Genomic DNA, 11,502 nt, shown 5'->3' on the forward strand with positions numbered 1-11,502 from the left:
TTGTTCCTGGTGTTGAAGAGTAGGGGCAATGGAGAGATTCGCGTGAAAGGTTCGTCAGTTGGCGATCTGCCTTCAGGGCAGAATGCGAACCTTGTTCGGGGTGATGTTGAGGATGACAATCGGCGCGTGTCCCGGCAGATTGACGCCGTTGACCAGCACTTGGACCTCCTTGCCGACGTTGTTGTCGGTGGTGGCGTTGACCGAGGCCCGAAACAGCATGGCCAGTTCCGAGGTCACGCGCACAATCTGTTCCGGGATCTCGGCGTCCACGGTCACCGTGGCGGGGACAATTTTTATCGGCGGCACGGTTTCCGCGATCATCACGGGAACCCCCCGCACCGTTTTTTTGACCATGATTTCGGTGAGCGTCGCCTTGGCCTCGATCACCGTCTCGCCGATGAGCTTCAGCAGGGTTTCGTTCAGATTGAGATGCACCTGCGACGTGCCGGATCTGTCGATGCCCTCAAGGTCAATAACCGCCGTCGCCACTGCGTTTTCCTTGTCCAGCACGGTCTGCGGCCCGGTAACGGTGATGTGCGCAGGATTGAGGGTCAGGCTTTCCAGGATGAAACCGGCGGCCGGTTTGCCCTTGGTCACCGGGATGATGGTAAAATCCTTTTGCACCAGTTTGTCGACCAGCAGGGTGATGTTGGCCGGTTGGACCCGCTGCACCGTGAGGCCGCGCGGCAATGGAATCGACTCCGCCTCGTTTTTGATCACCAAGGCTCCCGGTTCCGCCTTGCCCAGATCAACGGGCAGGGAGATGTTCTGCTGCCGCATCTCCTGAATCATGCGTCGAGAACCGCTGAGGGACACCTCGATCTCCTTTTTGTACTGGTTGGCAATGACCAAATTGCTGGGCAGATTGCGCAGTTCCAGGGGGATGGTCACGGTCAGGTCCACCCGGTCTTCGCCGACCACGAAATACCAGAGACTGGCCCCGATGATCAGCGACAGAACCTTGAGCAACCAGTGTCGGGAGAGGAAGGAGAGATCAGGCGATCTTTTCATGGCGTTTCAGGGCATGCAGCCAGGTTTTCCAGCGTGCGGTTTTTGGGGCCGCCGAGATCAGCTCGTTGAGGGCGGCGCGCAGGCTGTTTTCGTCGTGAAAGGTGGTGATTGCCCCTTGCTGGACCAGGGAAATCTCCTGGGTTTCCTCGGAGACCACGATAATCACCGCGTCCGTCTCTTCGGACAGGCCAAGGGCGGCGCGGTGGCGGGTGCCGTAACGTTTGTCGATGCGCGGATTGTGCGACAGCGGCAGCAGGCAGCCGGAAGAGTGGATTTTTCCTTTGTGGATTATGACGCCGCCGTCGTGCATCGGTGAAGCGGGCAGGAAAATAGCCACCAGCAGCTCGGCGCACAGGCGGGCGTCGAGGCGATGGCCGGTGTCGACGTAATCGCGCAGGCCGGTGTCGCGTTCGATCACCATCAGCGCCCCGATGCGGCGTCTAGCCATGTAGGTGGCGGCGCGGACGATCTCCTCCATGTCTTTTTCGGCGACGTCGGCGGCCTTGTGAAACGGCGTTTTGCCCATCTGGGTCAGGGCGCGGCGGATGTCGGTTTGAAACAGGATGACAATCACCACCAGGATCGAACCGAGAAAGGTCTTGAGCAGCCAATGCAGGGTCTGCAGTTCAAGCTTGCCCGAGAGGAAATAGATGCTAATAATGAGCGCGATGCCGACCAGCATCTGCACGGCGCGGGTGCCGCGAATCAGGAGAATGATCCGGTAGATGATGTACGAGACGAGCAGGATATCAAGAATATCCAGCAATCGCATGGAGAGGATCGCGTCAAGCATGGGAGCCCGGAGCCAAGGTGATTGATGTCGGCAACTTGTCTACTCTGTGTAGCATGTCAGGCGCCGATTGAACAGGGAAATGTCAGGCGTCAGGTCGTCGGCGGACGCCCCGGAGTCGCGGTGGGCGTTCTTGGCGCAGGAAGAGCGCCGTGCCGTGGGCTGAATCGAAGGACAGAACAGGGGCCGGCGCTGCCGTCATTCGACCAGATGGGCAGTGGAAGCAAGCGCGAGATTGCTCGCTTTGATCAGCAGGACAAAGGCGCCGCATGAATGATCCGCCGATAATGAGTCGTGCGTGCAGCAATAAATCAATACATCCGCCGGAGGCGACAACATGATCAACGAATTGGTGCGACGGACGCGAACTGTCCGCCGTTTTCAGGAAGCGCGCAAACTGGATCAGACCATGCTGCGAGAACTGCTCGATCTTGCCCGGTTGGGCGGCTCGGCCCGCAATGCTCAGGCGCTGAAGTACATGGCGGTGATGGACGACGCTTTGCGGGAACAGCTTTTTCCCCTGCTTGGTTGGGCCGGCTACCTGCCCGAGTGGCCTGGGCCGGAGCCGGGAGAACGCCCGCCGGCCTATGTGGTCTGCCTGTTGGATACCGTCCTGCAGAAAGGGCCGGCTACCGAGGCCCATTTTGATTTGGGCGTCGCCACCCAAAGCCTTTTGCTTGGCGCGGCTGAACGCGGCGTCTTCGGTTGCCGCATCGGCGCCTTTTCAGCCGCCGTGGTGCAGCGTTTGCTGCAATTGGACGGCCGCTACACGGTGCTGTTAGTACTGGCGCTTGGCTATCCCGCCGAAACAGTGGTTTTGGAAGATATTGGTACAGACGGCGACGTTCGCTACTGGCACGACGACCAGGGCGTGCATCATGTGCCCAAACGACTGCTGGACGAAATTCTCATTGATCCACCGGAGGTTGTGTGAGTCACGCCACCATGCTGCAAATTTTGGGAATTTTTTCGTTGGCAACCTTTGTCGGCAGTTTGATCGCCGTGCCCTGGTTGATTGGCCGCATGCCGCCGGATTTTTTTCTCACCCACTGGCATAAAGTCGAAACCCGGCATCGCCGCCATCCGGCGGTGGCTCTGTTGACCCTCGTCCTCCGCAACAGCCTCGGCTTGTTGCTGCTGCTGGCCGGCATCGCCATGCTGATGCTGCCCGGGCAGGGGCTGCTGACCATGCTGATTGGCCTTTGCCTGATGGATTTTCCGGGAAAACGGCGTTTGCTGGGAGGGATAGTGCAGAATGCCCAGGTCCAACGGGGGTTAAACTGGGTGCGCAGGAAACAGGGAAAGGCGGAGTTTGCTTTTGCGGAAAAGTAGGGGATAGGCAGTTGGAGGCTATCCTTTAGAAGGAGGAATTGCTGGCGGGTTTCAACAGCGGCGGAAAAATAAAATTTTAAGAGGATGGTGCTTGGCTGGAAACAGCAAAAGATTGGCGGCCTTGAATGAGACGGCAACAAAAACCCGGCAACAAATGTTACCGGGTTTTGTGTACTTAGAACCTTGATTTACAGCTGAGAATTATTGATTTTTTCTTCGGCGAGCAGCTGCCGCAAGACCAGCGATACCAGTTCCAAACAGCAACATTGTTGCTGGTTCAGGAACCGCCGTCATCGCCATAACGATATCATCGTAGTCGCCGTCTGAATTTTTATAATTATCGTTGTATCCTACGATATAAGTGCCGGCTTTCAATACGATCGGGTTGTCGAGATAGTCAAGCAACAATGAATCTGCAGTTAATTGATAAATTTTGAAACCAGGGGTAGACGTCGTGGTGTAAGGATCAAGGGCAACATTGTACAGACCGTCAGAATCTTCAAAATAGAGATTGGTGGTACTGAAATCAATGTCTTCCCAAAGACCCCAGTTGCTCATGTCTGCCGTTGTAAAGGTAAGACCGTCTTTAGTTGCTCCAGCTCCGGGAGTGCCGTCAGCTGGCTCTTCTGTTGTGTTAATATTGCCGGATTCTTTCGCAATGGCTGTGTAGAACCAAGTGCCTGTGAAATTTGCAGAAGTTACCTCGGTGTAATTGGTGCCGAAATAGAGTCCCATGTAATCTTCCAAATCAGACCAAGAACCTGCTGGTGTTGTCGGCAAGGCCATTGCGGTTCCGGCTAACAACCCAATACCAGCGACTGCGATTAATGCGCTTTTTAATAATTGCTTTTTCATTTTTTTCTCCTCGAAGTTATTTGAGTGTAACGTCAGAATTTGGTTTTTTGTTTATCTTGCCAAGGATAGTTCATTATCTGTGCCAATTTCTTATTTTGAGTGTGTCTGGATGGGTATGGTTTATACAAGTTATTTTAATTGATCATTTTTTTTGAAAAAAGAGGCCGTTGTGCATTGGTCTTTGTATTGTGTTTATTGAATCCATGCACGTAACTTGGAGAAAAGTATCCATATTCTATTTGTGATGACCGGAAAGAAGAGATTTTTATAAATTTTATATTGTAATAACATGATGTTGTCCGTATGTTGAGAATTCGCATTTCCGGAATCTGTGGAAAATCATTGTGCCGTCGAGACATGTTGGCGCTGAGATTTTTTTAAAAAAAAAGAGGGGCAACTTGAGGGGACTGCGTAATTTAGATCTGCTTTAAAGCTATTTTGTTTTTGAAAAACGGAAGAGGGAGGCGGGGGAGGGAGGCTCGGTGAAGGCAATGCCGGCGTGAAACAGGGGTGTATTTTCAAGGGGCTCAGACCAGATCACGCGTCCGGCCCCTTCTATGAGTGCGTCCGTGCCGTCGGTTTCCAAGGAAAAATGAATCACTGTTTCTGGGGTGAGGGGCAGGCGGCTGGCAAAGCGAATGCCGCCGTTGCTGAGGTCAATGGTCCAGGCGTCGTCGTCCCGTTGACCGGGCAGCTGGTCGCTGCCGGCAATTTCGGAAAAGCGGAAGTTGTTGTGGCTGGGGATGCGAACAGAACGGCGGCGATTGATCGGTTGGTTTTCGTGCTCGCCAACATTGGCGTCACTGCCGGCGAGCAACTGATATTGACGACACGAAGGGAAATGGCAGGAGGTGCAATAGGCGGCAACGTGCTGCTCTACCGGCAAAAACAATCCATCCTTAACCAGCAGGCAGGATCGACTACAGGCCGACCAGTGCGGACAGTGGCATTGGCGCTGGAACTTTAGTTCTTTAGTCACGGTGTTGTGCCTTGGATAATGGTTTGTTTACGCGTAGAAATAGAGATGCAAAAATGACTCCAAGTGTTGTTGGGTTGTCTGGTGGTGGCTGACGACAGCCTATTTATGCGTGAGCGTTGGTTCTGTTGCCGTACGCGGCATGTGGCCGTTTTTTGCCGCCTGAGCAGGAAAGACAGCGGCTTTTTTTTTACGAGCAAAGTATATAGAGGCGCAATTCAAGTAGGGTTGGAACCGAAGCCAAAGTGGCTTGGCTTCGGTCTTCGGAGGGTGGCGGCAGGCCTATGCAGCGCTGCCTTGGTGGCTCAAGGCGTAAGGGAAAAAGGGGGGCGACAGGTGGCAGGCAACATCGTGCTGATTGGATTTATGGGGGTGGGCAAGGGGCGAACGGCGCGGGCATTGGCTGCGGCAACCGACCGCTTTGCTGTGGACACCGACGACCTGATCGAGTCGTTTTTGAAAACCAAGATCCGCGTTTTTTTTGCCGAGCAGGGCGAACCCGCCTTTCGTCGGGTGGAGCAGCAGGTGGCCGACTGGTTGGAAGCGCATGTGAGCGGCAGCATTGTTTCCACTGGCGGCGGTTTTTTCATGGTCAACAGTATCAGTCAGTTGGGGAGGGTGGTGTATCTTCATTCAAGCCTCAAGGGCATCCTCGCCACCCTCAAGCAGCATCCGGACGCCGAGCGCAAGATCAAAAAACGGCCCTTGCTGCAGGATATGGACAAGGCCAAGGAACTCTATCGTGCCCGTTTGCCCCTGTACCGTGCGGCGGCGGATTATGAGATCGACGTTGAAGGGCGGAAAACTTCCGAGGTTGCGGCGGCAATCAAGGCGCTGCTGGTTCAGGACGGGTTATTGTAGCAGGTGGGTTTGTGCTTGAGGTGATTGAAGGCTTGGGCGAAGGTGTTTGTAGGGTTTTAGGCTCTCGTTCCGTGGGTTGGATAGTAGCCGGAGCGAGGGGAAACAGGCGAGACATTTTATGTCGTCAATTTCGAGCGCAGTGAGAAATTTCGTTATCGAATGACGAGATTTCTCCCCTTGGTCGAAATGACGTAGCCGGGGAGCGTTGATTTTTTGAAGGACGCTCCGGCTCTCTGTGCTGGTCCCAGGCGCCCACGGGCTACCCAATGCTCCTGCGCAAAACAACTGCAGCAGCGCAGAGCAGGCAGCCGTTCCCATGCCATGCATGGGGACAAGAAAAAGAAAACCGGAACTCGGAGAATACAGACGAGACATTTTATGTCGTCATCTCGACCAAAGGGAGAAATCTCGTTTGCTGAAAGGACAGATTTCTCACTGTACTCGAAATTGACGCAGCCGGGAGGCGTTGATTGTGTAAAGATTTAAAGACCGCCCCGGCTCTCGACAATCTGTTCCCGTGCGTTGCGAGGAAGCGAGAAGATGGAGTGTGCAGGGCAGGGAACCGCAACGGAACCACTGCAGCGCACGAAAGTCCAAAAAAACGGCAGCGAAAATTTTAGAGATGGCGCCGGCGTAGGCAAGGCCCACGCAGTTGCAATATACAAGGATACAGGCATGAGTGAGATCATTCGATACGTCAAAGGCCAGGACCCGGACCGGGACGCCTGGTTGACCAACTTTTTCACCGAGAACCATCTGGCCTACGAGACCTTTCCCGATGTGGTGGCCTCCCCGGAGCAGTTGAAGTTCATCGTCCATCTGGAAGACGAGCAGATCTACTATCCCTGCTCGGACGAGCTCTTCACCGCCATTATCGAAAAGCGGGCCGACACCATCCTGCTCTCGGCCTACATCGGCATCTGGACCCGGCTGGAGAAACTGGTGCGCGAGGTGGTGACCGACCCTTACAAACAGAAGTATTTGCTCAGCCTGCTGACCATCAAATACAACCATGAAATCATGCACAAGGTGCAACTGCCCGGCCGGATTGAAAAACGGCTGCTGGGCATCTTCACCACCATCAGCGAGATCGACCGGCCCCTGGCGGTTGAGCGGGAGCGGGAAAACAAACGGGTGGCCGCCTTCCTCCAGTCCGAGGTTTTTGAACAGGTGTTCAATTCGCCGGAGGGCCTGGAGGTCGGCGCCAACACCACCCTGACCGACATCGACCTGCAACTGCACCTGCTGCGCCTGCGCCGCTTGCTGCTGCTCAGTTCGATGCGGCCCATCTGGCGGCAGGACCAGCCCCCGGAAATCGAGACCCTGCGCCGGGTGATGAACAAACCGCTCGACACCCCGGAATGGCAGTGGATCTGCAACTGGCTGCGCGACGTCATCTCCGGCAAGCGGCGGCCCTGCATCCTCTGGGTGGGCGGCCGCTCCGGCGAGATTGTCTTTGATCTTGCCATTCTCCGCATTTTCATGAAGATCGGCATCAAGGTGATCCTGGCGGTCAAGCAGGGCTTTTACTACCACCGGGTTTCCTTTGTCGACCTCCTGGAGGACCCGACTTTGGACGAACTGCTCGACGACGCGGAAATTATCGGTGAGGGGAAAATATCGAAAAATCAGCTGCTCCGCCATTTGGACAGCGACAACCGCCTTCTGGTGATCTCCGACGGCACCCGCGAACCCTTCAACCCGCTGTTGACCTCGGTCACCTACGCCCGCGCCTTCAAAGAGGCCGATCTGGTGGTGTACCGCAATCCCGGCGGCCGCGAGAACATCTCCAACCATTTCCAGTTCACCCGCGACATTGTCTCGATCATCCCCGGCGACGACGGCGAAATCGACATTCTCCTCAAGCCGCACCATCCCAAGGCCATCCGCTTCTCGCGGGCGGCGCTCCGGCGCAAAGCAGACGATCTGATCAACATGGTGGTGCGCGAAAAGGCGCAGGGCAAAACCATCATGTTCTATTCGGCCATTGTCGGCTCGATCCCCGGCCAGCTGAAAACCGCCAAGGAGATCCTCAACGTCTTTGTCGAGCATCTGCGCTCGTCGCTCAACGATGTGGTGATCATCAACCCTGGCGAGCATTTTGTCGAGGGCATGGACGCCGACGACATCATGTATATGTGGGAAATCTTTCAGCGATCCGGCAACATCGACATCTGGCGCTTCCAGAGCGTCGACGACATCGTCAAGTCCTTTGAATTGATGGGCAAGAAGGTGCCGCCAGAGTGGACCGGCAAGGACTCCACCTATTCCACCGGCTGCACCAAGGAGATGGAGATCGCCATGCAGATCCAGAAGCAGTATCCCGAGATGCAGTTGATGGGCCCACCCTACGAAAAGTTCCAGCGCCGCAAGGAGTACGGGGTCGGCAAGCTCTACGACCGCACCCTGGCCGGCAGCGAATAAGAGTTTTTGTGCCCTAAACCTTACAATTTTTTCCAGCAAACAATGTGATGATGAACAACGCCAGTGCCTTGAGCTTTCTCGATGCCGCCTTTCGCAAGATGTATCCCCAGGATTATGAGTGTCGGCAATTGGCCGAGCAGCGCCTCAAACAATTAGCCCTAGTCGACTGGGCCTTGGGCGATCTGATTGATCTGGCGGTTGAATTGGCCGGCATGACCCGGTCGCTGCAACCACCCGTGGCCCGCAAAAAGGTGGTGATGATGGTGGGCGACCATGGCGTGGCCGCCGAGGGGGTTTCAAATCATCCGGAGGAGGCGGCCGCTGAGACGGTTCGCCGTTTTGCGGGCGGCGGGGCCGGGTTGAACGGTCTGGCGGGCGGCGCCGGGGCCGGGATCTGGGTGGTCGATGTCGGGATCAGGGAGGATTTGACCGACCTGGCGCAGGCGAGCAAAATCCTGGTCAAGAAGATCGGCAGGGGCACAACCAATATGGTCTACGGCCCGGCCATGACCCGGACCCACGCGGTGATGGCGGTCGAAGCCGGCATTGAAGTCGCGGACGCTTTGGCTGCGGAGGTCGACGTCTTTGCCCTCGGCGAATTGGAAGCTGGGGCCGATGTGTCCAGCGCGGCGATTGCCGCAGTGTTCACCGGCAAGAAGGTGGAGGAATTGGTCGGCCATGATGTTGATTCCGGCGGCGGTCTGGACGAAGAGCGCCGGCGCAACAGGATCGCAGTGATTGAAAAGGCCCTGGCCCGCAACAAGCCCAACGCCAAGGACGGGCTGGACGTGCTGGCCAAGGTCGGCGGCTTTGAGATCGGGGCCATGGCCGGTCTGATTATCGGCGCTGCGGGTCAGCGCAAACCGGTGATCATCGACGGCTTTGCGTCCGTCGCCGGGGCGATGATCGCCTGCAGCCTGGAACCCTTTGCCCGCGATTACCTTGTCTGCGCCCGCCAGAGCCTCGAACTTGGCACCGGGGCGTTGCTTGCGAAACTGCAACGGAAACCGCTGCTTGTTTGCAATCTCCGTTTGGGCGTGGGAGCAGGCGCAGCTCTGGCCATGCATGTGGTGGATGCGGCCGCAGCCCTGCTCGCTGACGCGGCGACCTGCGCCAAGGTCGATGTCCGCGACAGGCAGTGACTGCGTGTGGGGAAGGGGGCGACACGCTTGAAGCTGTACAAAAAATTGTACTAATGTGGTCTGGATATTGACGAACAGGCCGGAGCGTGCTATTTTTTAGGCAACATCAATACCCATTCCCAGGTGGTGCAGTGACTGTGAGACGTGTTTTTTCAGGAGTGGTTGTTTTTTCTGTGCTGCTGTCGCTGAGCGGCTCGCCGGCATTTGCCAATGAGGCCCAAGCGGCCCTGACAGGCAGGACGTCCGTGTATCAATATGAGATACCGGGCAATTTAAGCCCCGAGGAAAAGAAGTGGTTTAAAACCTTTCAAGAAGGGAATTTTTTGTCGGAAGGGTGGCAGAAAATATCCGCTGACATCATGGCCAAAACCCCGCCCGCGCAACGTCCTTCGCAGAAGGTTGCCCTTGATAATCTGGGTAGGAAAATTGGGATGGAGTGGTGCCGACCTAACGCCGTCCGCAAGGTCAATTCTTCCATGCTCCAGGAATGGGGCGACATTCTCAAAAAAACCGCTCGTAAAAATCCTCAGCAGTTGGCGTCGGCCATCGCCTATATCGATCAGGAATTGGACGCCGTCCTCGATTGAGCATCACGCTCGGCAATTCCGCCCTCGCTTCCTGACGCCTGTTCCACCCGGCACACCAATGCTCCGTGGTGCAGGGTCACGGCCACCGTTTCACCGGTTTGCACCTGTGCCGCCTCGGTCACGATTCGTTTTCTTCCCTCATTTTTTCGAACGATCGCATAGCCCCGCGCCAGGGTCGCCAAAGGGCTGACCGCGTGCAGGACCCCGGCGGCTCGGCCGAATTGTTCCTGCTTGACTTGGACGTGCAGGCGGATGGCGTGCGCCAGACAGGTGTGCAATTCCTTGAGGTGCTGATCGTGCAGTTGCAGTCGATGCGCGGGGTTGCGTCGCGCCAGGGCAAAGCTTGCCTGGTCGAGTCGCCGGCCCTGGTCGGCAAGGGTTGTTTTGAGCGCGAGTTCCATGCGCCCGGTGAGGTGATCGAGCCGCAGCAGCAACCGGTCGAGCGGATGGGGCATGGTTTCCAGCCGGTGTTTGGTTAGCCGCAGCCGTTGTTCAATCCGGTCGATCCGATTGCGCAGGATGCGTTGCAACCGCGATCCATGGCGGTCAATCTCCCGTCGCAGGGCCTCGCCGTCGGGGGTCAGCAGTTCGGCGGCGGCGCTGGGAGTGGGAGCGCGCAGGTCGGCGGCGAAATCGGCAATGGTCAGGTCAATCTCATGGCCAACCGCGCTGACCACCGGCAGACCGGAGGCGCGAATGGCGCGGGCCAGGGCCTCGTCGTTAAAGGCCCAGAGATCCTCCAGAGAACCGCCGCCCCGGCAGAGCACAATAACGTCGGTGGAGACGCGGGCGTTGATCTCGGCCAGGGCCTGGACCATTTCGGCTGCGGCCTGATCGCCTTGCACCGTCACCGGATAGACCGCAATCTGAACCATGGGGCAGCGACGGGCGGCAATGCGGATGAAGTCGTGCACCGCCGCGCCCTGGGGCGAGGTGACCAGGGTGATGTGAGTCGGGAAGCGCGGCAGGCTGCGTTTGAGGTGTTCGTCAAACAACCCCTCGGCCGCCAGGCGGCGTTTGAGCTGTTCAAAGGCCTGCTGCAGGGCGCCGGCGCCGTGGAAATCAACGGCGTCGACAATCAGCTGGTAGTCGCCCCTGGGTTCGTAGACCGAGATCCGGCCGCGACAAACCACATGGTCGCCGTCTTTGGGCATCCGCTCCAGATAGCGCTGCTGCAGCTTGAACAGCACCGCCTTGATCTGGGCGCCGGCGTCCTTGAGGGTGAAATAGCAATGGCCGGAATAGGGTTTGTGCAGGTTGGAGAGCTCGCCCGCCACGCTGACAAAGGGGAACCGGCCCTCCAGCAGGCTGCGGATGGAACTGTTGAGCTCGGAAACGCTCAGAATTCTGCGCTCATCCATGGCGCATTCCAGGGCGACGATCATGGGCGGCGTTGGGCGCGGCGTCGGGTGCGGCGGGAATCTGCGGGGCTCGGGGGGCTTTTTGCATTTTCATGGTGGATTGGCTGATGCTTTTTTTTTCGCCGGGTTATAATCGGGCATTTTGGCGTCCGGGCTCGCGTGT

At 57.0% G+C, this 11,502-nt stretch carries 11 protein-coding genes; 6 read left to right on the forward strand and 5 right to left on the reverse strand.

Annotated features, from left to right (window positions below):
• Window positions 1-72: 72 nt before the first annotated feature.
• Both RCH93_RS09490 and cdaA read right to left on the reverse strand, forming a co-directional pair.
• A complete protein-coding gene (locus RCH93_RS09490) occupies window positions 73-1,011 on the reverse strand; it encodes a YbbR-like domain-containing protein (protein WP_306548133.1) in 939 nt (312 codons plus the stop codon).
• Complete coding sequence (gene cdaA / locus RCH93_RS09495; protein ID WP_306548134.1) at window positions 995-1,804, reverse strand: diadenylate cyclase CdaA; 810 nt, start codon at window positions 1,802-1,804, stop codon at window positions 995-997. The genes RCH93_RS09490 and cdaA overlap by 17 nt, the downstream gene beginning before the upstream one ends.
• A 334-nt stretch (window positions 1,805-2,138) precedes the next feature.
• On the opposite strand from cdaA, the gene RCH93_RS09500 reads away from it, so the two are divergent.
• Window positions 2,139-2,735 (forward strand): nitroreductase family protein, encoded by a 597-nt coding sequence (locus RCH93_RS09500; RefSeq protein ID WP_306548135.1) that lies wholly within the window; start codon window positions 2,139-2,141, stop codon window positions 2,733-2,735.
• Window positions 2,732-3,133, forward strand: a complete 402-nt coding sequence (locus RCH93_RS09505) for a PGPGW domain-containing protein (RefSeq protein WP_306548136.1) — start codon at window positions 2,732-2,734, stop codon at window positions 3,131-3,133. Before RCH93_RS09500 ends, RCH93_RS09505 begins: the two co-directional genes overlap by 4 nt.
• Window positions 3,134-3,334: 201 nt before the next feature.
• Here RCH93_RS09505 and RCH93_RS09510 read toward each other — a convergent pair whose 3' ends face one another.
• Window positions 3,335-3,988: a PEP-CTERM sorting domain-containing protein gene (locus RCH93_RS09510; RefSeq protein WP_306548137.1), complete on the reverse strand. Its 654-nt coding sequence runs from the start codon at window positions 3,986-3,988 to the stop codon at window positions 3,335-3,337.
• Window positions 3,989-4,421: 433 nt separating this feature from the next.
• Entirely contained in the window at window positions 4,422-4,967 is a 546-nt protein-coding gene (locus RCH93_RS09515) for a PilZ domain-containing protein (protein WP_306548138.1), read from the reverse strand.
• Window positions 4,968-5,300: 333 nt separating this feature from the next.
• Here RCH93_RS09515 and RCH93_RS09520 point away from each other — a divergent pair, with 333 nt between their 5' ends.
• From RCH93_RS09520 to RCH93_RS09535, 4 genes are all read left to right on the forward strand, one after another.
• On the forward strand, window positions 5,301-5,825 hold the full coding sequence (locus RCH93_RS09520; RefSeq protein WP_306548139.1) for a shikimate kinase: 525 nt from the start codon (window positions 5,301-5,303) through the stop codon (window positions 5,823-5,825).
• 675 nt (window positions 5,826-6,500) lie between these two features.
• Complete coding sequence (locus RCH93_RS09525) at window positions 6,501-8,249, forward strand: hypothetical protein (protein ID WP_306548140.1); 1,749 nt, start codon at window positions 6,501-6,503, stop codon at window positions 8,247-8,249.
• Window positions 8,250-8,296: 47 nt separating this feature from the next.
• Window positions 8,297-9,391, forward strand: coding sequence for a nicotinate-nucleotide--dimethylbenzimidazole phosphoribosyltransferase (locus RCH93_RS09530; RefSeq protein WP_306548141.1), 1,095 nt, complete (start codon window positions 8,297-8,299; stop codon window positions 9,389-9,391).
• Between the two features lie 86 nt (window positions 9,392-9,477).
• Window positions 9,478-9,978, forward strand: coding sequence for a hypothetical protein (locus tag RCH93_RS09535; protein WP_306548142.1), 501 nt, complete (start codon window positions 9,478-9,480; stop codon window positions 9,976-9,978).
• Here the strand turns inward: RCH93_RS09535 and xseA are convergent.
• A complete protein-coding gene (gene xseA / locus RCH93_RS09540; RefSeq protein WP_306548143.1) occupies window positions 9,951-11,339 on the reverse strand; it encodes an exodeoxyribonuclease VII large subunit in 1,389 nt (462 codons plus the stop codon). The genes RCH93_RS09535 and xseA overlap by 28 nt on opposite strands.
• Window positions 11,340-11,502: the final 163 nt, after the last annotated feature.

It is taken from the genome of Desulfobulbus sp. (genome assembly GCF_030824455.1).
Taxonomy (GTDB): domain Bacteria; phylum Desulfobacterota; class Desulfobulbia; order Desulfobulbales; family Desulfobulbaceae; genus Desulfobulbus.

Bases quoted from the DNA above. Each gene is read 5' to 3' on its own strand.
- RCH93_RS09490 (WP_306548133.1), bottom strand. From the start codon at position 1,011: ATGAAAAGATCGCCTGATCTCTCCTTCCTCTCCCGACACTGGTTGCTC.
- cdaA (WP_306548134.1), bottom strand. From the start codon at position 1,804: ATGCTTGACGCGATCCTCTCCATGCGATTGCTGGATATTCTTGATATC.
- RCH93_RS09500 (WP_306548135.1), top strand. From the start codon at position 2,139: ATGATCAACGAATTGGTGCGACGGACGCGAACTGTCCGCCGTTTTCAG.
- RCH93_RS09510 (WP_306548137.1), bottom strand. From the start codon at position 3,988: ATGAAAAAGCAATTATTAAAAAGCGCATTAATCGCAGTCGCTGGTATT.
- RCH93_RS09525 (WP_306548140.1), top strand. From the start codon at position 6,501: ATGAGTGAGATCATTCGATACGTCAAAGGCCAGGACCCGGACCGGGAC.
- RCH93_RS09530 (WP_306548141.1), top strand. From the start codon at position 8,297: ATGATGAACAACGCCAGTGCCTTGAGCTTTCTCGATGCCGCCTTTCGC.
- xseA (WP_306548143.1), bottom strand. From the start codon at position 11,339: ATGGATGAGCGCAGAATTCTGAGCGTTTCCGAGCTCAACAGTTCCATC.